General features: G+C 34.9%; 22 protein-coding genes. 15 read left to right on the top strand and 7 right to left on the bottom strand.

Translation table 11 applies throughout. The features are described 5' to 3' along the window. Window positions 1-15: 15 nt before the first annotated feature. A complete protein-coding gene (locus AC5ZCW_RS15365) occupies window positions 16-462 on the bottom strand; it encodes a hypothetical protein (RefSeq protein WP_281631357.1) in 447 nt (148 codons plus the stop codon). A gap of 76 nt (window positions 463-538) precedes the next feature. Further along, on the bottom strand, window positions 539-949 hold the full coding sequence (locus AC5ZCW_RS15370; protein ID WP_129746285.1) for a group III truncated hemoglobin: 411 nt from the start codon (window positions 947-949) through the stop codon (window positions 539-541). Window positions 950-1325: 376 nt separating this feature from the next. On the opposite strand from AC5ZCW_RS15370, the gene AC5ZCW_RS15375 reads away from it, so the two are divergent. After that, complete coding sequence (locus AC5ZCW_RS15375; RefSeq protein ID WP_496120745.1) at window positions 1326-3743, top strand: RICIN domain-containing protein; 2418 nt, start codon at window positions 1326-1328, stop codon at window positions 3741-3743. A 75-nt stretch (window positions 3744-3818) separates the two neighbouring features. Here AC5ZCW_RS15375 and ilvA read toward each other — a convergent pair whose 3' ends face one another. From ilvA to AC5ZCW_RS15395, 4 genes are all read right to left on the bottom strand, one after another. Continuing rightward, the gene (gene ilvA / locus AC5ZCW_RS15380) at window positions 3819-5063 is read right to left on the bottom strand and encodes a threonine ammonia-lyase IlvA (protein WP_496120746.1); all 1245 of its coding nucleotides are present in this window, start codon (window positions 5061-5063) and stop codon (window positions 3819-3821) included. Window positions 5064-5417: 354 nt separating this feature from the next. After that, window positions 5418-5954: a DUF4136 domain-containing protein gene (locus tag AC5ZCW_RS15385; RefSeq protein WP_496120747.1), complete on the bottom strand. Its 537-nt coding sequence runs from the start codon at window positions 5952-5954 to the stop codon at window positions 5418-5420. A 30-nt stretch (window positions 5955-5984) separates the two neighbouring features. Continuing rightward, entirely contained in the window at window positions 5985-7961 is a 1977-nt protein-coding gene (hutU, locus tag AC5ZCW_RS15390; protein ID WP_496120748.1) for a urocanate hydratase, read from the bottom strand. Window positions 7962-8411: 450 nt separating this feature from the next. Further along, window positions 8412-8597, bottom strand: a complete 186-nt coding sequence (locus AC5ZCW_RS15395; RefSeq protein ID WP_111377387.1) for a C1orf53 family protein — start codon at window positions 8595-8597, stop codon at window positions 8412-8414. Window positions 8598-8711: 114 nt separating this feature from the next. On the opposite strand from AC5ZCW_RS15395, the gene AC5ZCW_RS15400 reads away from it, so the two are divergent. From AC5ZCW_RS15400 to hemL, 6 genes are all read left to right on the top strand, one after another. Beyond that, a complete protein-coding gene (locus tag AC5ZCW_RS15400) occupies window positions 8712-9044 on the top strand; it encodes a hypothetical protein (RefSeq protein WP_496120749.1) in 333 nt (110 codons plus the stop codon). A gap of 59 nt (window positions 9045-9103) precedes the next feature. After that, window positions 9104-10012: a 1-aminocyclopropane-1-carboxylate deaminase/D-cysteine desulfhydrase gene (locus tag AC5ZCW_RS15405; protein ID WP_496120750.1), complete on the top strand. Its 909-nt coding sequence runs from the start codon at window positions 9104-9106 to the stop codon at window positions 10010-10012. Further along, window positions 10005-10904: a glucosaminidase domain-containing protein gene (locus AC5ZCW_RS15410; RefSeq protein WP_343542768.1), complete on the top strand. Its 900-nt coding sequence runs from the start codon at window positions 10005-10007 to the stop codon at window positions 10902-10904. Before AC5ZCW_RS15405 ends, AC5ZCW_RS15410 begins: the two co-directional genes overlap by 8 nt. Before the next feature lie 6 nt (window positions 10905-10910). Beyond that, window positions 10911-11165 (top strand): hypothetical protein, encoded by a 255-nt coding sequence (locus AC5ZCW_RS15415; RefSeq protein ID WP_496120751.1) that lies wholly within the window; start codon window positions 10911-10913, stop codon window positions 11163-11165. An 18-nt stretch (window positions 11166-11183) separates the two neighbouring features. Then, the gene (locus AC5ZCW_RS15420; protein ID WP_496120752.1) at window positions 11184-11693 is read left to right on the top strand and encodes a hypothetical protein; all 510 of its coding nucleotides are present in this window, start codon (window positions 11184-11186) and stop codon (window positions 11691-11693) included. Window positions 11694-11770: 77 nt separating this feature from the next. Further along, the gene (gene hemL, locus AC5ZCW_RS15425; protein ID WP_496120753.1) at window positions 11771-13057 is read left to right on the top strand and encodes a glutamate-1-semialdehyde 2,1-aminomutase; all 1287 of its coding nucleotides are present in this window, start codon (window positions 11771-11773) and stop codon (window positions 13055-13057) included. A gap of 45 nt (window positions 13058-13102) precedes the next feature. On the opposite strand, the gene AC5ZCW_RS15430 is transcribed toward hemL, so the two are convergent. Next, window positions 13103-13543, bottom strand: a complete 441-nt coding sequence (locus tag AC5ZCW_RS15430) for a DUF4890 domain-containing protein (protein WP_343542762.1) — start codon at window positions 13541-13543, stop codon at window positions 13103-13105. A gap of 285 nt (window positions 13544-13828) precedes the next feature. Between AC5ZCW_RS15430 and AC5ZCW_RS15435 the strand changes: the two genes are divergently transcribed. The 8 genes from AC5ZCW_RS15435 (at window position 13829) to AC5ZCW_RS15470 (ending at window position 21702) form a co-directional block, all read left to right on the top strand. Further along, window positions 13829-15298, top strand: a complete 1470-nt coding sequence (locus tag AC5ZCW_RS15435; protein WP_496120754.1) for an MFS transporter — start codon at window positions 13829-13831, stop codon at window positions 15296-15298. 6 nt (window positions 15299-15304) lie between these two features. Continuing rightward, a complete protein-coding gene (locus tag AC5ZCW_RS15440) occupies window positions 15305-16354 on the top strand; it encodes an MFS transporter (protein ID WP_281631366.1) in 1050 nt (349 codons plus the stop codon). Window positions 16355-16447: 93 nt separating this feature from the next. After that, window positions 16448-18664 carry a molybdopterin oxidoreductase family protein gene (locus AC5ZCW_RS15445; protein ID WP_496120755.1) on the top strand — a complete coding sequence of 739 codons (2217 nt, stop codon included), beginning with the start codon at window positions 16448-16450 and terminating at the stop codon, window positions 18662-18664. A gap of 19 nt (window positions 18665-18683) precedes the next feature. Then, window positions 18684-19253: a 4Fe-4S dicluster domain-containing protein gene (locus tag AC5ZCW_RS15450; RefSeq protein WP_496120756.1), complete on the top strand. Its 570-nt coding sequence runs from the start codon at window positions 18684-18686 to the stop codon at window positions 19251-19253. A gap of 11 nt (window positions 19254-19264) precedes the next feature. Further along, window positions 19265-19774 (top strand): QcrA and Rieske domain-containing protein, encoded by a 510-nt coding sequence (locus AC5ZCW_RS15455; protein WP_343542755.1) that lies wholly within the window; start codon window positions 19265-19267, stop codon window positions 19772-19774. A gap of 18 nt (window positions 19775-19792) precedes the next feature. After that, complete coding sequence (locus AC5ZCW_RS15460; protein ID WP_177210660.1) at window positions 19793-20044, top strand: DUF6755 family protein; 252 nt, start codon at window positions 19793-19795, stop codon at window positions 20042-20044. A 14-nt stretch (window positions 20045-20058) separates the two neighbouring features. Then, window positions 20059-21078 carry a 2-hydroxyacid dehydrogenase gene (locus AC5ZCW_RS15465; RefSeq protein WP_496120757.1) on the top strand — a complete coding sequence of 340 codons (1020 nt, stop codon included), beginning with the start codon at window positions 20059-20061 and terminating at the stop codon, window positions 21076-21078. 27 nt (window positions 21079-21105) lie between these two features. Continuing rightward, window positions 21106-21702, top strand: coding sequence for a hypothetical protein (locus AC5ZCW_RS15470; protein WP_496120758.1), 597 nt, complete (start codon window positions 21106-21108; stop codon window positions 21700-21702). Window positions 21703-21762 lie beyond the last annotated feature (60 nt).

Consider the following 21762-nt stretch of genomic DNA (forward strand, 5'->3'; position numbering starts at 1 on the left):
AAATAAAATGATTTACTAGCAATCATTATTTTCATAATTCACTTTTTCCATTGTTTTCTCGAAGTTTTCAAGCTCTTTTTTAGTCATCGAAGCTTCTTTAAGATCCACTTTTAATTGTTTTTTAGCATCAGGGCTAATCCATAAACCAGTAAAAGAATTTCCTAATTTTTGTAAAATCAAAACACCACTAAATCCTTGTTCAACTAACACAAATTCATTTTCTTTTTTTCTGTTTTGAGTAACATTAAGCTGAATCCAGTTTTTTGATTTATTCTGACGATACATAGAAGTATACATTAAATCGGCTGTACAAGGATTTTCTTCTGTTTTAATGTAAACTGTTATTGGTGTTTTTCCGTCAACGGTTCCTTTATATAAATTAGAAGCTGACGTTTGTGATTGTGCCGATAATTGATTTAAAAATGAGAAACAGATTGTAATAAAGAAAATTACTTTTTTCATAAATAAAAGAATATAGATTTGGGTTTAATTCATTTTATCAAATATAAAGTTCTGCTTTTTATTTGAAAGAAATTTTTTAAGATTTTTTTATTGCATTTCTCATTTCATTTTCTGCATTTCTAAAATACTCAATTTTATGGCTGAACATAAAAGCCATATTGGTGGCACGCATTTTGGCTTCTTCGGTTATTGGACCAGCAAATTGCGAATCGATTGTCGAATTGAAAATGGCAATCCAGCGATCAAAATGGGTTTTGTCTACTGGTAATTGTTTATGTGGAGGAAAAGGTGTTCCAGAATAAGCGCGAACATCAAATAGAATAGTCTGCCAGAAATTGTACATTTTTTGTAAATGTGGTTCCCAGCGGTCTTGTAATTTATCATTAAATATCGGCCCGATTAAATCGTCCTTTCTAACATTTGCATAAAAGCTGTTAACCATTTGCTGAATGTCTTCTATTGTCGATATATCTTTTAAAGCTGTCATTTTATTGTATTTTAAGTAAACCGCAAAAATACAATATATCTTTCTTTTACGTTCCTGATAATTGTCATATGCCCTTTAATTGCTAGATAAAATCACATTTTGTAAGGATTTGTATAGATTTTTTATTTTATGATGAGTTATTTCGATTTTAACAGGTAAGTTTTTTATGATTTTTTGTTTTTTAAATTATTGTTTTTCAGTATTTTGAAAAACAATTAGATTGGTTTTTGTTATATCTGTTTTTTTAATTTGATGTGTATTTGTAAAGTTAAAATAATGAGAATGTTGTAAAAATACTCATAATATTGTGTTGTTTTAGTAAAATAAAACTGAATAAATAATGAAAAACTAATTATCAAACCAAAACTACAAAAGAATGCACAAAACTACTCAAACACCTACAAATCGGGTAAGTAAAGCGTTAAAACTATTATGTTGCGGATCGCTTTTATTCATGAACAGCTTAAATGCTCAGACAGTAACTCCTTTTATGACTACAGGAGATCAAACTAAATTATTACAGCAGCAGGCAACAGTAAGTTTCGGAACCAATTCTGGAACTAATCCTTCTACTGTAACAGTAACTGCAGGAACAACTTACCAAACTATGGACGGATTTGGTTATACTCTTACCGAAGGAAGCTGTGAAGTTATTTCTGGAATGGCTGCCACTCAGCAAAACCAATTATTGAATGATTTATACAATCCGACAACAGGCTTAAATGCAAATGTAGTTCGCATTAGTATTGGCGCTTCAGATTTAAGCAGTTCTTCTTACAGTTATAACGAAACTTCAGGAGACACAAACATGAACAATTTTAGTTTGAACGGACCTGATTTGACTTATTTGGTTCCAATTATTAAAAAAATCTTACTGATTAATCCCAACATTAAAATTTTGGCAACTCCTTGGTCAGCACCGCGTTGGATGAAAACCAATGGATCTTGGGTTGGAGGTTCTTTGCAAACGCAATATTATACAGCGTATGCAAAATACTTCGTAAAATATTTTGATGCTATGAAAGCACAAGGTATTAATATTTGGGCAATTACACCACAAAACGAACCTGAAAATCCCAACAACGAACCAAGTATGCTGATGAATTCTACAGAGCAAAAGAATTTTATCAATCAACAGCTTGGGCCACAAATGGCTGCAGCGGGCTATGGAAACATAAAAATTATTGCTTTTGACCACAATTGCGATAATACAGCCTATCCGATTGATGTTTTAAACAATAGTTCTTATGTTGACGGAGCAGCATTTCACTTGTACTTAGGTAATATCTCAGCTATGTCAACAGTAAAAACTCAAACCAACAAAAATGTTTATTTTACAGAACAATACACGGGTTCGGGCGGAAGCTTTAGCGGAGATTTTGGCTGGCACATGCAAAACGTTGTGATTGGAAGTACTAATAACTGGTCTAAAACAGTTCTAGAATGGAACGCTGCAAACAATTCAAGTTTAGGGCCTCGTACTCCTGGAGGATGCAGCACTTGTTTAGGTGCTATTACAGTTAATAATAGTACAAGTTATACTAAAAATGTAGCGTATTATATTATTGGCCAGATTTCTAAATATGTGAAACCGGGCGCAGTGCGAATTGGTTCTTCAAGCACAAGCGGAAGTATTTCTTCAGTTGCATTTAAAAATCCTGATAGTTCAACTGCACTTGTAATTTATAACTCAGGCGGATCATCAAATACGATAAAAGTAGTTTCAGGATCGTCAGCATTTAATTATGCAGTTCCAGCATCTTCTGCGGTTACTTTTACTTGGGGAACATCAAATCCAGTTGCGGTTACGGGAGTTAGTCTAAGTCCAACTTCTGCAACACTTACAGCGGGTCAGTCCCAGCAATTAACAGCGACAGTTTCTCCTAGCAATGCCACCAATACAGCTGTAAACTGGAGTTCTAGCAATACATCTGTTGCTACTGTAAATTCAAACGGATTGGTTTCTGCAATCGCTGCAGGAAATGCAACAATTACTGTGACTACTGTTGATGGTGGTAAAACAGCAACAAGCGCAATTACTGTAACGGCTGGTTCAACAGGATTTCCTGGATATTACAATATTATTTCAAGAAACAGTAATAAAGGTTTGGATGTTGCAGATAATGCTACGACAAGCGGAAGCAGAATTCAGCAGTATGACATTACAAATGGAGGAGGAAGTAATCAAAGATGGAAATTTGTCTCTGACGGAAGCGGTAATTATTACATTATTGTAAAATCGACAGGAATGTATTTGGCGGTTGAGAATAATGGAACTGCGGATGGATTGAAAGTACAGCAGAAAACTTTTTCATCTTCAAACGAATTTAAATGGACAGTAACAAGTTTAGGCACTGGTTATTATAAAATTATAAACGTAAACAGCGGTAAATCGCTTGACGTTGAAAATGTCTCTACAGCAAATGGCGCCAATATTCAGGTTTGGGCTTATACAGGAGGTTTAAATCAGCAATGGCAATTGGTGCAAGTAGAATCTTCAGCAGCAAAAAGTGCTTTGGCTGCACAAACGGCTGTAGTTGAAAATACAAGTTCAAACGATATGACCATTTTTGTAAATGAAGCGGATGATGCTTTAAAAATTGATACTAATCATGAGGGAGATGCCGAAGTGCAGGTTTTCAATATCACTGGAGAACCGGTTTTAAAGAAGAATGTGAATTTTGCAAAAGGAAATCAAACAGAAGTAGAAATTTCTCGATTACCAAAAGGGGTTTACATTGTAAAAGTTACCGATAACAAAGGTTCTTATTCGAAAAAAATCTTGAAGCAATAATTACATCCACAATTCAATTAGTAATTTGATTTGATTTTAAAAGGCTGTCGTCCCATCTGACAGCCTTTTTTTATTTTATCCGATTAATTGAGTAAACAAATCTTGATTGTCATTCAGGTATTGAAACTCAAAACCATTTTCGGTCATTTTCAATTTAATTGGCATAATATCATTTTTGTTTTTCAATTCTAAACCAACAACTACAGAACCAACTTCGCGACTGTTTTTCTTTGCAAACTGAAAGTAAGTGATGTCATCATCTGGACCTAAAATATTATTGACAAATTCTTTTAAAGCTCCAGGACGCTGTGGAAACTGAATCATAAAATAATGCATTAAACCTTCATATAATAAAGATCGTTCTTTTATTTCGGCAGTTCTTTCAATGTCATTATTGCTTCCGCTTACAATACAGACTACATTTTTGCCTTTAATTTTAGCTGCATAAAAATCTAAAGCAGCAACTGTCAATGCACCCGCAGGTTCAACCACCATTGCTTCTTCATTGTATAATCTCAAAATGGTAGTGCAGACTTTTCCTTCTGGAACTAAAATAATGTCTTCTAGGTTATAACGGCAGATTTCAAAAGTTTTATCGCCAACTTGTTTTACAGCTGCGCCATCTACAAATTTGTCTATAGTTTTTAGAGGTGTGTTTTTGTTTTCTTCAATGGAAGTTTTCATCGAAGGAGCACCTTTTGGTTCAACACCAATGATTTTTGTATGCGGACTTAAATGTTTAAAAACCTCAGACAATCCCGATGCCAATCCCCCGCCGCCAATTGGAACAAAAACATAATCGATTGGTTCTTTAAAGCTTTCAAGAATTTCTAATCCGACAGTTCCCTGCCCAGCGATTACTTTTTCATCGTCGAAAGGATGAATAAATGTTTTGTGATTTTTAATAGCATCTGCGGTTGCAGAAGCATAAGCGTCATCAAAAGTATCTCCGGTTAAAACAATTTCAACAAACGATTTTCCGAATAACTGAACTTGTTTTACCTTTTGTTTTGGAGTTGTTTTGGGCATATAAATTTTGCCTTTTATGTGTAGTAAATTACAGGAATAAGCGACGCCCTGCGCGTGATTTCCTGCACTGGCACATACGATTCCGTTTGCTTTTTCTTTTTCATTTAACGAAGAAATCTTATTGTATGCACCTCTAATTTTATACGAACGAACAATTTGCAAATCTTCTCTTTTTAATAAAATAGTCGATTCAAATTCGTCTGATAGATTTAAATTTTGGGTCAATGGCGTTGCCGCAACTACATTCTCGAGATGCTTTTGGGCATTAAGTACTTCTTCAAATAAACTCATGATGTTTTGTTTTTAATTTTTTTTGCCACAGATTAAAAGGATTATAATGATTTTTAATCTGTGTGAATCTGTGAAATCTGTGGCAAAAAAATATTTGTCTTAAACTTTTTAAAAATAAAAAACCTCCCAATTGGGAGGTTCTTATAAATTATATTTTACAAACTTATATAGCACCTCGCCATTATTGCTGAATTGCAATAATGCTAATAATAGCGATAATAATGTTGTTAAAGTTTGTCATTTTCTTTGCTAATTGAAAGGCAAATGTATTAATTATTTATTGAAGTTATCAAAAATTATTTTAAGTTTTTATGAAAAAAACTCTCCCGATAGCTATCGGGAGAGACTGAAAACTTATTTTTTAACTGGTGGATATTGAGCTAAAATTTTAGTTACAAACTCAGCAATTTTCTCATCTTTCTTATCGATATTTCTTGTTAGAGTTCCAATACCTTCACCTTGCCATATCATTTCTTTCTTTTTAGCATCGATTAAATCAATGTATAAAGTTCCTTCAGTAGAAGTAGAAACTGTAGTTTGTCCCCCATACATCATGTAAGGATTCCAACCCCAGCCCCAGCCATAACCCCAGCCAGCGGTAAATTGGTTTACATCTACTTGTTCTCTTGATTTTGTAAAAATGTTTACCAGCAAGTCAGGATTTTCGCTTTTTGTAAAGCCTTTAGCTTGCATTTGATCATCAATAGCGCGTAAAATTCTTCTTTTATCTAAATCTGATATTTCAACCTTGTCAATTCCTGGCTTAAAGTAGGCGTACGTTTTATAAGGCGTAAAATCGACAGTTTTGTCATAATCAGAATAAACGGTCACGGTACTGCAAGAAGTAAGTATCAGCAGTAGCAAAAACGGAATTAACTTAAGTGTTTTCATATTTCTAAGAATTAATGTTCTCAATTTTAATTAAAGCAAACTTTCATCGACTAGATTAGGTAAAGTTACTTTCAATAATGGCTCAACTTCCATGGCTCTTTTTATAGCAAAAACAGCACCTTCATTTCGTGCCCAGCTTCTTCTTGAAATCCCGTTGTTAACATCCCAGAAAAGCATTGAAGCTAAACGCTTTGAGGCCTCTGTAGAACCATCAAGAACCATACCAAATCCACCATTTATAACCTCTCCCCAGCCAACTCCGCCGCCATTATGGATAGAAACCCAAGTTGCTCCTCTAAAGCTGTCTCCAATCACATTATGAATGGCCATATCGGCAGTAAAACGGGATCCATCGTAGATATTTGACGTTTCTCTATATGGCGAATCAGTTCCAGAAACGTCGTGATGATCGCGTCCTAAAACCACAGCGCCAATTTCGCCTTTTGCAATTGCTTGATTGAATGCTTCAGCGATTTTAATTCTTCCTTCAGCATCGGCATATAAAATTCGAGCTTGAGAACCTACAACCAATTTGTTTTCTTGCGCGCCTTTAATCCATTTAATGTTATCCTGCATTTGCTGCTGAATTTCATTTGGAGCGGTTTCTGCCATTTTCTCTAAAACGTCACAAGCAATTTTATCTGTCTTTAATAGATCTTCTGGTTTTCCTGAAGTGCAAACCCAACGGAAAGGTCCGAACCCGTAATCGAAACACATTGGACCCATGATATCCTGAACGTAACTAGGATATTTAAAATCGATATTATTTGCTGCCATTACATCTGCACCAGCGCGAGAAGCTTCTAGTAAAAAGGCATTTCCATAATCAAAAAAGTAGGTTCCTTTTGCTGTGTGTTTGTTAATTGCATCTGCATGACGACGTAAAGTTTCCTGAACTTTTTCTTTGAATAATTCGGGATTATTTGCCATTAAATCATTTGCTTCTTCAAACGAAATTCCAACCGGATAATAACCTCCAGCCCAAGGATTATGAAGAGAAGTCTGGTCTGAACCTAAATCAATCTTGATGTTTTCTTGATCAAAACGTTCCCAAACGTCGACAACATTTCCTAAATAAGCGATAGAAACAGTTTCTTTATTGGTTTTCGCCAAAGCTACTCTGGCAACTAATTCGTCAGTCGAAGTTACCACTTCATTAATCCATCCCTGTTCATGACGTATTTTAGTAATTTTCGGATTTACTTCGGCGCAGACCGTAATACAACCTGCAATATTTCCAGCTTTTGGCTGTGCGCCAGACATTCCGCCAAGACCAGAAGTTACAAATAAACTTCCTTCAGGATTTTGTTTTATTTTTCTGAAACCATTTAAAACCGTGATTGTAGTTCCATGTACAATTCCCTGCGGGCCAATGTACATGTAACTTCCCGCTGTCATTTGTCCGTATTGTGAAACTCCTAAAGCGTTCATTTTTTCCCAATCGTCAGGCTTAGAGTAATTTGGTATAACCATTCCGTTTGTTACCACAACTCTTGGTGCTTCTTTATGCGAAGGAAACAATCCCATTGGGTGCCCAGAATACATCGTTAAAGTCTGCTCATCTGTCATTTCAGACAAATACTGCATTGTCAATAAATATTGTGCCCAGTTTTGGAAAACAGCACCGTTTCCGCCATAGGTAATCAATTCATGCGGATGTTGCGCCACAGCATAATCCAAATTGTTTTGAATCATGTGCATAATCGCTTTTGCCTGCAATGATTTCCCAGGATATTCTTCAATCGGTCTTGCGTACATTCTGTAATCTGGACGAAAACGATACATATAAATACGTCCGTAAGTTTCTAATTCTTCTGAAAATTCAGGAATTAATTCGGCATGATGTTTTGGATCAAAATAACGTAAAGCATTTTTAAGCGCCAGTTTTTTCTCTTCTGCCGAAAGAATTTCTTTTCGTTTCGGAGCATGATTAATTGCTGGATCGTAGTCCTTTTTTGGAGGTAATATAGAAGGTATTCCTTGTTGTATTTGTTCTTTGAAAGTCATTTTTTTTTAGAGATGCTAAGTTGCTAAGGTTCTAAGACGCTAAGATATTGCGGTTAGATTAACAACAGATTAATTTTTGTTTTTTTTAATTATGCCGCCCCGCTGGGGCTCAAATGTGACTGATGGTTAATTGGTTCTATAAGTATTTAGCTCCTCTGGAGCTGATAAAATAAAGCCTTGGAAAGGCGAAATATTTATAGAAAAACAGTAACCCCAATATAAAAGCTCCAGTGGAGCGAAATATTAACCGACGAAATTGGAATTTAAAATTTGAAATTTATTTTAATTGCCTCATTTTAAAATTGTCACATTGGCAAATTGTCACATTTTCTAATTAAAAAACTAAGGATAGCGGATATCCGACCTGTGATAGGACTTGTGGATTTTAATCCTGAATTTTCTTGAATGGATATCCATATTAATATTTTAGATTGTTGATTTTAGAATTATCTAATTCGTTTTTCTTCTTATTTCGCCCGTTCTTTTATCGAACCCATAAGGACAATGACGGCATCCGCTTTTGCAGCAATAACCGCGTTTTAAATGATGTTTTTCGGTAAAGCATTTATAACCTTCAGGCGTATAGTAAAAATCTTCGCCTTCGATTAATTTATTTTCATTACTTTGCTCTTTCATAAATCTGCTTCGCGTTCCTTTTCGAATAATCATAATCAAAAATAAAAAGATTTGATTATGATTTTATTGAAATCGAACAATTTTATAGCTACAAATTTATAAATTTTACAGCCAATGTTTCTGATTGTTGCCAAATATTTAATTCCGAAAGGTTATCGAGGAATGGCTGTATTTCCGTTTGTTTTGGTAAAATATAATTTTGATAAAAAAAATGAGGTTTTTGTTAATCATGAAAAGATTCATTTGAGACAGCAATTAGAACTTTTAGTAATTCCGTTTTTTGTCTGGTATTTTTTAGAATATCTAATTCGTTTGATACAATATAAAAATGGGGCATTAGCGTATCGAAATATCAGTTTTGAAAGAGAAGCTTACGCCAAAGAAAATGATTTGAATTATCTGAAAAACAGATCATTTTTTCAGTTTCTGAAATACAATAAGCTTTAAGATATCAAGACATGAATTATCACTTTCGACTTTTGACTTTCGACTTTCAACTTTAAAAAATGAATCCAGTTTTCAATCAAAATATAAATATTCAGTTTCCGAATGATATTTCGTTGACAATTAAACGAGAAGATCTAATTCATCCGTTTGTTTCAGGAAATAAATTCAGAAAACTGAAATACAATTTGCTTCAGGCTAAAGTCGAAAATAAAGACACTTTATTGACTTTTGGTGGCGCTTTTTCCAATCATATCGCAGCTGTAGCTTATGCAGGAATGGAACAAGGTTTTAAGACGATCGGCATTATTCGCGGCGATGAGCTTTTAAATAAAATAGAAGAAAATCCAACCTTGAAATTTGCTCAGGAAAACGGAATGCAGTTTGAGTTTGTTTCAAGAGAAGAGTATCGTTTAAAAAACGAAGAATCTTTTCTACAAAAGCTGCAAGATAAATTTGGCGATTTTTATCTCATTCCTGAAGGCGGAACAAACGAACTCGCCGTAAAAGGTTGCGAAGAGATTTTGACAGTTGAAGATGCGGTTTTCAACTACGTTTGCTGTGCTGTTGGAACAGGCGGCACGATTTCGGGATTGATTAATAATTCGCTGCCAAATCAGAAAATTTTGGGGTTTCCAGCGTTAAAAGGTGACTTTTTAACCGATGAAATTCGTATTTTTGCAAATAAAGATAACTGGAATTTAGTTTCTGACTATCATTTTGGAGGTTATGGCAAGATAAATTTAGAATTAATTGAATTTATGAATGCTTTTTTTGAAGAAACAAAAGTGCCCTTAGATCCAATTTATACAGGAAAGATGGTTTTTGGCGTTATAGATTTAATCGGCAAAAATTATTTTCCTCCACATTCAAAAATTTTACTCATTCACACAGGCGGATTGCAGGGAATTGACGGAATGAATATAAAGTTGAAGCAGAAGAAATTACCAATACTCAAAACCAATGATTAAAAAAATTGTATTACTTCTCGTAATATTAGCTTTAGCAAGCTGCTCTTCTAGTAAGCCTGCCATCGCGACGACCAAAAAAGCGGCAGCCGTTCAAAGCAGAACAGCGGCAGCAAAAAGAAATACTCCTGTTAAACCAATCGGTAAAAATTACCCTTCTACAAATAATACAACTGAGGTTATTCAATCTACATCTAAAACAGTTGTTACCAGTGATTTAATTAATAACTATGTGTTGCAGTACAAAGAAATTGCAATGGGAAACATGAAAACTTACGGAATTCCAGCGAGTATTATTTTGGCGCAGGGAATTTTGGAATCTGGTGCAGGAAGAGGAGATTTGGCTGTAGATGCTAATAATCATTTTGGAATAAAGTGCCATAATGATTGGTTGGGCGAAAGTGTTCGCCATGACGATGACTCGGCTCAGGAATGTTTTAGAAAATATCCTCAGGCATCAGAATCATATAGAGATCACGCTTTATTTTTGGTTGGAAAAAAACGATATGCCAGTTTATTCACTTACGAAAAAGATGATTACAAGGCTTGGGCAAAAGGGCTTAGAGCTTGCGGATATGCAACAGATCCTAAATATCCAGATAAATTGATTAGTTATATTGAGCGATACAATCTGCATCAGTATGATTGTCAAGTTACAGGAAGAAATTATGTGCCAATAAATACTTCAGCTCCACCAAAAAAATCATCTTATGACGTCGCTTCTGATCCAAAGATCAATATGAATCAATATGATCCGAATTTATATGAGGTTCAAAAAGGAGATACTTTGTATTCGATTTCAAAAAAATTCAATTTATTGGTTGAGGATTTAAAAAGAAAAAATAATCTGACTGATAATGCGATTTCGATTGGACAGAGGTTGAAAGTGAAATAATTATCAATGAAAAATAAGGTTTTAATTATAGTTTTTGTCTCTGTAGTAGTTTTTTTAACTGTCAGACTTTTTTGTGGGGTTTATAAGGATGACGAATTTTATGAAACATACTTTTTCATAAAATATAGGCCAACCTGGAAATGGAGATTTCATTCGCCTGTAGGAATGTCAGATAAAAAAATGGAAGATCTTTCAAAAGAAGAACAAATAGAACAAAAATATTTCAATGAGTTTGTTTTAGATAAAGGTTTAAGCCGATAAATTAAATCTAAAATAACAATGATTTATAACTATTGTGAAAACTTTAAAAGATCTAATCTAGAACTTACTTGTCAAAAGGAATATTTAACAGAATTAGATTCCTATTTCTTGAGAGAAGGGAAATTGAAAATTTTAATCTATAAATGCTCCAAATGTGGCGGTTTATGGAAAATGATTGAATACAAAAATGTTCAAAAATGGTTACAAGTAAACGAAGTTGTATCAAATGAATATGCTCCATTTGAGACTCAAAATTACTTTCCTGTTGAACATTTTGAAATTGCAGAAGTTTATTTTTATGACAACTCTGTACAATGTGGGAATCCAAAAGAATGTGAAAAATATTCCGGATTAACTTGTTCTCTAAAGTCTTTAACTTTTGTAGAGAAAATTCAGGAGGGAGATGCTGGTTGTTATAGTATTAAAGAAGAAACATATGAATGCGACAAATGTAAAAACAGGTGGGCTTTAAAAGAAGAGTTTGATTCGCATCATGGATACGCAAGGTCTGCAAAAAGAATAAATTGAGGAAAATATTTTAATGAGTTTATAAGAGGCTTAAGCCGATAAATATGAACTCTACAATTTAAATATCAAAAATAAGAATGTTATACAAAAGAAGTAGTCAGCTTTTTGCTGAAGCAGAAAAAGTAATTCCGGGAGGAGTAAATTCACCAGTTAGAGCGTTTAAAGCAGTTGGCGGAACTCCGATTTTTGTAAAAAGTGCTAAAGGTGCTTATTTATACGACGAAGACGGAAACAAATTAATAGATTATATCAACTCTTGGGGACCAATGGTTTTAGGTCATGCATATCAGCCAGTTGTTGATGCGGTAATCGAAAAAGCAAAACTGGGAACTTCATTTGGAATGCCAACAGAATTGGAGACAGAAATTGCAGCTTTGGCTGTTTCTATGGTTCCAAATATTGATAAAATACGTTTTGTAAATTCAGGTACAGAAGCTTGTATGAGCGCAATTCGTCTAGCTCGCGGATTTACAAAAAGAGATAAAATTGTAAAATTTGCAGGCTGTTACCACGGTCATTCTGATTCATTTTTGATTCAGGCAGGAAGCGGTGCCGTAACTTTTGGATCTCCAAATAGTCCGGGAGTTACAGAAGGAACTGCAAAAGATACTTTGTTAGCGAAATACAATGATTTAGAAAATGTAAAAACATTGGTTGAAGCTAATAACGGAGAAATCGCTGCTATCATAATCGAGGCAGTTGCAGGAAATATGGGATGTATTCCACCTGCAAAAGGTTTCCTTGAAGGTTTAAGAGAACTATGTACTGCAAACGGAATCTTATTGATTTTTGATGAGGTAATGACAGGTTTCCGTTTAGCTCGCGGAGGTGTTCAGGAATTATATGGAATTGATGCTGATATTGTGACTTTCGGAAAAGTTATCGGTGGAGGATTGCCAGTTGGAGCTTTTGCTGCACGTGAAGAAATTATGAATTATTTAGCGCCTCTTGGACCAGTTTATCAGGCAGGGACATTGTCTGGAAATCCGTTAGCAATGGCGGCAGGATATGCCATGTTGAAAGCTCTAGATAATGACAGAGAAATTTTTACTCGTTTAGAAGAAAAAACAGCTTATTTAGAAGCAGGAATTGATAGAGTTTTAAAAGCTAACAATGTTGTTTTTACAATCAATAGAGTAGGTTCTATGATTTCTGTTCACTTTGATGCAAATCCGGTAACCGATTTCCAGACTGCTGCGAAAGGAGATAACGAAACATTCAAGAAATTTTTCCATGGATTGTTGCAGGAAGGTGTCTACATTGCGCCATCTGCATACGAAACATGGTTCATTACAGACGCTTTGACTTACGAAGATTTAGATTTTACAATCAATGCGATCGATAAAGTTTCGAAAACATTTTAAATAACAAAAAAGAGGCTTTTAAAGCCTCTTTTTTTATGCATCAAATTAGATTTTATCTTTTTTGTGCTCTTTCATTTTTTCCTTCATTTTGTCTTTTTTCTCTTCTTGCAGCGCTTTCCATTTTGTGTATTGATCAGGTTTTAAGATCGATTTCATTTTAGCATCATTTGCTGCGACTTCGTCTTCCATTTGTTTTTTGAAAGCCGCTTTTTCTTCAGCAGTTGGTTTTGTGTTACTGTCTTTTTTTTCTTTTCTAGCTTCTCTAAATTTTTCGGCTTTTTCGCTTCTATCTGCTAAAAGCTGCTTTACCTGTGCTTGCTGACTCGCATCTAAATTTAATTCTGTAGTCAGTTTTTGAAGCTGTTTCTCATTACGCTGTTCTGGAGTCATTCTTTCTCTTTGCTCACGTGCTGGTTTTTGATCCATGTCTTGTGCAAAACTTGCTATTCCAACAAATAACATAGCTGCGATAAATAATTTTTTCATATTCAAGTTTTTTAATTGTTTTCAGATTAGACTTTATTATTTAAAACTGGTTTAATCAGTCTTTTAAAATTGTGTTTTATTTAACAGATTGATTTACATTTTTTTTAAAGAATGAATTTAAATAAGATTATTATAACGCTAAATATTTGACAGTAAGTATCTTGCTTCGAATATTTTTTTTAACTTTAGGAAACTATTGCTTTTTCTGTTGTTTATGAAAAGCAATGTCCATGATTCCCATATTTCAGTAATAGATTTCAAAAACACAATTTAATACTTTATTCTATGGCAGATCTTTCTCAAGCCCACCGCATTCTTTTTTTAAATACTTTGGCATTTGCAATCTGTTTCGCATGCTGGACCCTCAACGGAGTATTAGTTACATTTTTAGTTGATAAAGAAATTTTTAACTGGAGCGTTGTGCAAATTGGCTGGCTATTGGGAATTCCTGTTCTTACAGGATCAATCATGAGATTGCCAATGGGAATTTTAACTGATAAGTTTGGTGGCAAAATTGTACATTCTGGGTTATTGATTTTGGCTTCAATTCCGTTATTTCTTTTGCCGTTTGCAACTTCTTTTACTGTTTTTGCCATTTTAAGTTTTCTATTCGGAATGGTAGGAACCAGTTTTGCTGTAGGAGTAGCTTCAACCTCTGTATGGTATCCTAAAGAATGGCAGGGAAGAGCCTTAGGAATTTTTGGAATGGGCACTGCTGGAGCTTCTATAACACCTTTTTTGGCGCCTTCACTTTTGAGTACATTCTCAGAAAACGATCCTGAAAATGGATGGAAATGGCTTCCTGTACTTTATGGTTCTGCTTTGCTATTAATGGGAATTGTATTTTTGATTTTCGCTAAAAACAAAAAAAGTGAAGCACAATCTAAAACTGTAAAACAATTATTGCAACCCTTAAAGAGAGTGCGTGTTTGGCGTTTCGGAACTTATTATTTCTTAGTATTTGGTTCGTTTGTGACTTTCTCGCAATGGCTTCTGCCAAATTTTATGAATGTATATCACACAACTTTAGTTTTAGGCGGAATCTTTACTTCTTGTTTTAGTTTACCTGCGGGTGTCGTACGCGCTTTTGGAGGTTTTTTGTCGGATAAATTCGGAGCCAGAAAGGTAATGTACTGGGTTTTGAGCTCTTCGGTCGTATTAAGCTTTTTATTATTGTTTCCAAAAATGGACATCACTACTTCAGGAAGTGGTCTCTTGGCCAGTAAAGCCGGAACTGTTACAGCGGTTTCGCCAGATAAAATAGTGGTTGATGGTAAAGAATATGCTATAAGTCAGAAAGATGAAAGTCAGCCGCATTCTAAATTTTTTCCATCCAAAAAAACATGGCAGGAAGTTGTCGTAGCAGAAAATCAAAAAATACAGAAAAAAGATTTATTGGCAGAAGGAATTACACAAATTCATTTTGAAGCCAATATGTGGGTGTATTTAGTTTTGGTTATTCTAATAGGAATTTCGTGGGGAATTGGTTCTGCCGCGGTGTACAAACATATACCAGATTATTTTCCCAATGAAGTAGGTGTAATTGGTGGAATGGTCGGACTCTTAGGCGGTTTAGGTGGATTCTTCGGACCCATTATTTTCGGGTATTTATTATCATTTACTGGATTCTGGACGAGTTCTTGGCTTTTTATTCTGGCACTATCATTAACCTGTCTGATTTGGATGCACCGTGTAATTGTGAAAATGACAAAAGAAAAACTGCCTGAAATGGCTAAAGATATTGATCGAAAATAATCTGTCATGAAAGAAAAAACATTTAATACGAAAGCTTTATTAATTGCAACGGCAGCTTCGGTTTTTATGGTCGTATTGGTTTTTTATGGATCAAGAAAATTGCAGAATTTTGATGCGGCCTTAGTTACCTATTTATTCGGAACTCTGTTTGCATTTTTCGGAGTCGTGTATCGCTATACAGTTTGGCTGCAACGACCGCCAACTTGGATGTATTTCAAGCGCGGAATTCATTTTCTCTTTACAGGAAAAGTATTTTCGCATTTGTGGTTTTTAGGAAAAGAATCAGTTCAAAATATCGCTTTTCAGAAGTTCATTTATCCAAGAGGAAAGTACAGATGGCTGGCTCATTTCTGTATTGCAATTGGCTGTTTTTCGGCTTTTGCAATTACTTTTCCGTTAACGTTTGGATGGATTCATTTTACTTTGGCACCAAATTCCATTTCAGTTTACGAAGCTCACTTTTTTGGTTTTAAAGTAATGGATTTCAGGTTGGATTCTATTATGGCTTTTTTGACTTTCCATGCCTTAAACTGGTCTTCCTATCTAGTTATTTTTGGATCACTTTATTATTTAAGAAGACGTTTAACCAATCCGGGATTAATTGCAACTCAAACTTTCGAAGGAGATTTATTACCGCTTTTATTATTAATTGCAATCTCGGTTACAGGTTTGTGTCTGACTTACTCTTATCAATTTATGAAAGGATTTGCGTATGATTTTCTCGCAGTGGTTCATGCCGTAACGGTAATAATGTTTTTAATATGGATTCCGTTTGGAAAGTTCTTCCATATCATTCAACGACCTGCGCAGATTGGTGCGCACATTTACAAAAAAGAAGGAATGAAAAAAGGAATGGCAATCTGTAAAGAAACAGGAAAACCTTTTACAACTCAGCTTCATATTGATGATTTAAAAATTGTAACCAAACAATTAGGCTTTGACTTTAGTGACGATCAAGGAAATTCACATCTGGATTTAAGTCCCGAAGGAAAACGAGATCGTTTGGCAAAAGCGCATTTAAAAGCAAGAATCGAAGGCGGAAATTTATTTGGATAAAATTATAGTTTCAAGTTTCAGGTTTTAAGTTTCGTCGCAGAACGTGAAACATGAAATATGAAATCTGAAACCGAAAAATAACAAAAAAAAATCATGGCAAAACTACCTGTATCAACCGAAAAAATAATTGGAGCATTTGGTCCGCATCTGAATTATACGCCAAAAGAAGGATATCCAGGACGTGATGAACCAGATAAAACGGTTAAAACGCATTGCTGTTTTTGCGGCATGCAGTGCGGAATTCAATTATCTGTAAAAGACAATAAAGTGGTTGGTTTTGAACCTTGGATGGAATTTCCGTTCAACGAAGGCCGTTTGTGTCCAAAAGGTGTTCAGCGCTATATGCAGAACAATCATCCCGACCGATTATTACACCCCATAAAAAGAGTAGAAGGCAAAGGTTTTGAACAAACTACTTGGGATGAAGCTATGGATAAAACCGTTTCGGAAATTAAAAGAATTCAGGAAAAATACGGCAAACATGCTTTTTCGATGTTATCTGGAGTTTCGCTTACAAACGAAAAAAGTTATTTGGTAGGAAAATTTGCTAGAGTAGCTTTAAAAACAAGAAATTTAGATTATAACGGACGTCTTTGCATGGTAAGTGCTGGCGCAGGAAACAAAAAAGCATTTGGTTTAGATCGAGCTTCAAACAATTATTCGGATTTAGAATATGCTGAAGTTATTATTGTTGCGGGAGCGAATATTAGTGAGACGTTTCCAACATTAACCCATTGGATCTGGAAAGCGAGAGATCGCGGCGCTAAATTAATTGTAGTCGACCCGCGAGTTATTCCATTGGCAAGAACTGCTGATGTCCATTTAGATGTACGACCGGGAACCGATTCGGCTTTATATGGTGCAATGCTAAAATATCTCGTAGATCATGATATGCTAGATCATGATTTTATCGATAATCATACTTCGGGATTTCAAGAAACAATTGATGCCGTAAAGGATTATACTTTAGAATGGGCAGAAGAGATTACGGGAATTTCGAAAGAAAAAATTAAAGAGGCAGCTGAATTATGGGGAAAAGCAAAAACGAGCTTTTTACTGCACGCACGAGGAATCGAACATCACTCAAAAGGTGTCGATAATGTATTAGGATGCATTAATCTGGTTTTGGCAACAGGAAGAATTGGAAGACCATATTGTGGTTACGGAACCATTACGGGGCAAGGAAACGGACAGGGAGGAAGAGAGCACGGTCATAAATGTGATCAATTGCCCGGAAATCGTGATATCGAAAATATGGATCATCGCAAATACATTGCCGATGTCTGGAATATTAAGGAAGAAGATATGCCTCATAAAGGCATTACAGCTTATGAAATTATAGAAGCCATTCACAGTGGTGAAATAAAGGGATTGATTTCGATTTGTTTTAATCCGTTAGTGTCTTTACCGAATAATAATTATGTGCGTTCTGCTCTTGAAAAATTAGAGTTTTATGTGGCAATAGATTTCTTTTTGAACGAAACAGCACGTCATGCTGATATTGTTTTAGCAGGTTCATTGCAGGAAGAAGAGGAGGGAACGACAACTTCAGCCGAAGGACGTGTTATCCGAATTCGTCAAGCTGTAACACCTCCAGGCGATGCGAGAACAGACACTTCAATATTATTAGAATTAGCAAAGAGATTAGGCGAAGAAGAAAGATTTACTTACGCAGATAGTGAAGCCATTTTTAATGAACTGCGTGTCGCTTCAAAAGGAGGAACTGCTGATTACAACGGAATTACCTATAAAAAAGTAGAAGATAATATGGGTGTTTTCTGGCCATGTCCAACCGAAGATCATCTTGGAACGCCAAGATTGTGGGAAGATAAAAAATTTGCCACACCAGACGGAAAAGCACATTTTAATCCAGCTCCTTATAAACTGCCTGGCGAGGTTACAGATGAAGAATATCCAATAACATTAACAACTGGTCGAGTTGTTTCTCAATATTTAAGCGGAACGCAAACTAGAAGAATAGGAAAACTAGTAGATCAATTTCCTGAACCTTTGTTGGAAATTCATCCAGAAATGGCTCAGAAATATAATATTCAGCAAAGGGAACTAGTAAAAGTGTCAACCCGAAGAGGAGAAGGAATTTTTCCTGCCAATATTGTAGAAACCATTCGAAAAGATACCGTTTTTATTCCTTATCACTGGCCGGGGAAAAAATCGGCCAATCAGTTAACGCCTGGAACATTAGATCCGATTTCTAAAATTCCAGAATTTAAAGTCTGTGCTTGTAAGTTGGAACCTTTGGGCGAAATCGAAAACTCATCAGACAAATCAGATGCTTATGCAAGTGTTTAATCTATAAAAAGCAACAATTATGAATGTAACCAATTATAATAAAAACAAAGAGTTTTTTGTAGACCTACAAAGATGCATAGGCTGTAAAGCGTGCGAAATGGCGTGTTCGGAATGTGAAACGAATGGTCAGGAATCCATGATTCATGTTAATTATGTAGAGCGTGCTGTCACCATTCAGACCACAGTTCAGGTTTGTATGCATTGCGAAGATCCAGTTTGTGCAAATGTTTGTCCAGCTGATGCGATTTCGCAAGATGAATTCGGAGTAGTTCATACCGCAAATACAGAACGCTGCATTGGCTGCTCCAATTGTGTAATGGCTTGTCCGTTTGGAGTTCCAAAGAAAATGGAAGAATATGATTTGATGATGAAATGCAATATGTGTTACGATAGAACCAGCGTTGGTAAAAAGCCAATGTGCGCAACGGTTTGCCCGAGTGGCGCGCTGTTTTATGGAACTCGCGCTCAGATTGAAGAAATGCGTCCAAACAGCACTCCTGTAAATTCATTTGTTTTCGGGAAAGAACGTGTCAATACAAAAGTGAATATCATGATGCCAAAAGGAAGCAACGAATTACGAATATTCTAAATCTAAAATCCATGTCTAAAGAAGATAATTTAAGTGAAAACTGGAAGAAAGATTTTCCATATAAAAAGCAGGAATCGACACAAGTCAGCCGTCGTGATTTTGCCAAGTTTCTTACACTAGTTTCTGGAGGCTTAATGGTAGGAAGTGGTTTGGTCGCAGCAAAAGCGTATTTGTTGCCTGGCGAAGAAGTTGTCGGAGAACATTTTGTGTGTGAAGTAAAAGATATTCCGTTAGGCGGAACAAGAGGTTTTGTGATTGAAGGAAGTGCCATTCCTTATATTTTGGTGCATTTAGAAAGCGGCATGTTTCGAGCCTACGAACAAAAATGTACGCATCTTTCTTGTGCCGTTTATTACAAACCTGGAACAGGAATAATTCATTGTCCGTGCCACGAAGGTTCTTTTGATGCTTTAACGGGAGATGTTATCGCTGGACCTCCGCCGAGAGCGTTGCCTCAGTTAGAAGTGCTTTTAAAAGGGGATAAAATTTTCGTAAAAGCATTCGAAAATAAAGAAAGTTAATAGTTTAAAATAAAAATTATGAGTACATTTAGAAAAAGCCAAAATCAAGCAAATCCTAATAAGTTGAATGTTATTCTGTCTACTTTAATATTTGTTTTAATCTTAAATGTAAGCATTCAGATCTGGTTATTGTATGCTGCTTTAAACAATGCATTAGATAACAATAAAGAAATTTTAATTCCTGCTTTTATAGGTTCGCTTATTTTATTTTTGATTGGTTTTGGATGGCTGTATTATCTGCCAAAAGGGAATTTTAAAAATAATACATAAAAAAATAGAATATCATGAACTCAAATCCAGATGCAAGAAAAATTGCCTTTTTCTCTACTCAGCCATATGATAAAACGTTTTTCAATAAATACAATGAAGATTTTGGTTTTCAGTTGAATTTCTTTGAAATACAATTGAATCCTCAGACTGTAGCTTTAATTGAAGAGTGCGAGATTGTTTGTGTTTTTGTAAATGATATTGTAAATGAAACCGTTATTAAACAATTAGCAGAAAAAAAAGTAAAAATAATTGCCTTACGTTGCGCTGGATTTAACAATGTCGATTTGGAGGCAGCTAAAAAACACCACATAAAAGTTTGCCGTGTTCCCGCATATTCTCCGCAAGCAGTTGCCGAACATGCCATGGCAATGATTTTAACTTTAAATAGAAAAACACATAAAGCTTATAATAGAGTTCGAGAGCAGAACTTCTCTTTAAACGGATTATTAGGTTTCGATTTATTCGGGAAAACAATCGGAATTATTGGAACTGGAAATATCGGAAAAGCATTCTCCAAGATAGCATCAGGTTTTGGCTGTAAAGTCTTGGCTTATGATATTATAGAAAATGAAGAAATGAAAAAGGACGGTGTTTCTTTTGTCGGCTTGGAAGAGATTTTTAAATCTAGTGATATTATTTCGCTTCATTGTCCGCTGAATGAGCAAACAAAACATGTTGTCAATGCTACTTCTATTTCTTTTATGAAAAACAGTGTTATGATAATCAATACCAGTCGCGGTGGATTAATAGAAACGTCATCTGTTATTGAAGGTTTGAAAGAAGGGAAAATAGGTTATTTAGGTATTGATGTTTACGAACAGGAAGAAAAATTGTTCTTTAGAGATCTTTCGGCAGATATTATTCAAGATGATGCAATTCAGCGTTTAATGAGTTTTCCAAATGTTTTGGTAACAGCACATCAGGCGTTTTTTACCAACGAAGCTTTAACTCAGATTGCTTTGGTGACTTTTAACAATATAAAATCATTGCTGACTCAAAATGATATTGAAAATAAAGCGGCATTACTGGTGTAAATTATAACGAATTTAAAATATCAGATTATGAAAAATAAGATTTTAATTCTAATGAGTATTTTGGCATTAAGCTCTTGTCAAAATAAAGATAATTCGAAAAATATTGTAAAAACAGTTGTTCAAGATACGTTATCTAAAACACTTGGTGGTACAGCAAATTTAAGTGAAGCTACGCCAAAAGAAGATAAAGCCGTAGAGTTAATCCGTAAACAGTTATTGGTTTTATTAAAGAATGATATCCCTGCACTGACCAAAGACGATCGTTATTTTTATTATGAAGCTTTCGATTTAAATAATGATAAGAAAAACGAATATTTAGTTGGTTTTGCCAACCCTTATTTTTGCGGAAGCGGAGGATGCTCGGGTTATATTTTAAAGAATGATGGTAATGTAATCAATCGTTTCACAGTAACGGATTTCCCGATTTATGTAACTTCTTCAGCAACTGAAAAGTTTTATGATTTGATATTTGAAAGTGGAGGAAAATTTCATCTTCTAAAAATGAAAGGCGGAAAATATCCATCCAATCCATCTGTTCAAGAAGTTATAAAAGGCGATGTTCCAAAAGAGAGTACAAAGGTTTTGGATATTCAAGGAAAGAAATTGGAGAAATATTCGTTTTAAAAATAAAAAACCCGACAGATTCTAAAATCTGTCGGGTTTGAATATTAGTAAGCTTTGTAA

The organism is Flavobacterium sp. PLA-DH12 (genome assembly GCF_059511845.1).

Coding starts and splice junctions, on each gene's coding strand:
- AC5ZCW_RS15365 (WP_281631357.1), bottom strand. CDS start 462: ATGAAAAAAGTAATTTTCTTTATTACAATCTGTTTCTCATTTTTAAAT.
- AC5ZCW_RS15370 (WP_129746285.1), bottom strand. CDS start 949: ATGACAGCTTTAAAAGATATATCGACAATAGAAGACATTCAGCAAATG.
- AC5ZCW_RS15375 (WP_496120745.1), top strand. CDS start 1,326: ATGCACAAAACTACTCAAACACCTACAAATCGGGTAAGTAAAGCGTTA.
- ilvA (WP_496120746.1), bottom strand. CDS start 5,063: ATGAGTTTATTTGAAGAAGTACTTAATGCCCAAAAGCATCTCGAGAAT.
- AC5ZCW_RS15385 (WP_496120747.1), bottom strand. CDS start 5,954: ATGAAAACACTTAAGTTAATTCCGTTTTTGCTACTGCTGATACTTACT.
- hutU (WP_496120748.1), bottom strand. CDS start 7,961: ATGACTTTCAAAGAACAAATACAACAAGGAATACCTTCTATATTACCT.
- AC5ZCW_RS15395 (WP_111377387.1), bottom strand. CDS start 8,597: ATGAAAGAGCAAAGTAATGAAAATAAATTAATCGAAGGCGAAGATTTT.
- AC5ZCW_RS15400 (WP_496120749.1), top strand. CDS start 8,712: ATGTTTCTGATTGTTGCCAAATATTTAATTCCGAAAGGTTATCGAGGA.
- AC5ZCW_RS15405 (WP_496120750.1), top strand. CDS start 9,104: ATGAATCCAGTTTTCAATCAAAATATAAATATTCAGTTTCCGAATGAT.
- AC5ZCW_RS15410 (WP_343542768.1), top strand. CDS start 10,005: ATGATTAAAAAAATTGTATTACTTCTCGTAATATTAGCTTTAGCAAGC.
- AC5ZCW_RS15415 (WP_496120751.1), top strand. CDS start 10,911: ATGAAAAATAAGGTTTTAATTATAGTTTTTGTCTCTGTAGTAGTTTTT.
- AC5ZCW_RS15420 (WP_496120752.1), top strand. CDS start 11,184: ATGATTTATAACTATTGTGAAAACTTTAAAAGATCTAATCTAGAACTT.
- hemL (WP_496120753.1), top strand. CDS start 11,771: ATGTTATACAAAAGAAGTAGTCAGCTTTTTGCTGAAGCAGAAAAAGTA.
- AC5ZCW_RS15430 (WP_343542762.1), bottom strand. CDS start 13,543: ATGAAAAAATTATTTATCGCAGCTATGTTATTTGTTGGAATAGCAAGT.
- AC5ZCW_RS15435 (WP_496120754.1), top strand. CDS start 13,829: ATGGCAGATCTTTCTCAAGCCCACCGCATTCTTTTTTTAAATACTTTG.
- AC5ZCW_RS15440 (WP_281631366.1), top strand. CDS start 15,305: ATGAAAGAAAAAACATTTAATACGAAAGCTTTATTAATTGCAACGGCA.
- AC5ZCW_RS15445 (WP_496120755.1), top strand. CDS start 16,448: ATGGCAAAACTACCTGTATCAACCGAAAAAATAATTGGAGCATTTGGT.
- AC5ZCW_RS15450 (WP_496120756.1), top strand. CDS start 18,684: ATGAATGTAACCAATTATAATAAAAACAAAGAGTTTTTTGTAGACCTA.
- AC5ZCW_RS15455 (WP_343542755.1), top strand. CDS start 19,265: ATGTCTAAAGAAGATAATTTAAGTGAAAACTGGAAGAAAGATTTTCCA.
- AC5ZCW_RS15460 (WP_177210660.1), top strand. CDS start 19,793: ATGAGTACATTTAGAAAAAGCCAAAATCAAGCAAATCCTAATAAGTTG.
- AC5ZCW_RS15465 (WP_496120757.1), top strand. CDS start 20,059: ATGAACTCAAATCCAGATGCAAGAAAAATTGCCTTTTTCTCTACTCAG.
- AC5ZCW_RS15470 (WP_496120758.1), top strand. CDS start 21,106: ATGAAAAATAAGATTTTAATTCTAATGAGTATTTTGGCATTAAGCTCT.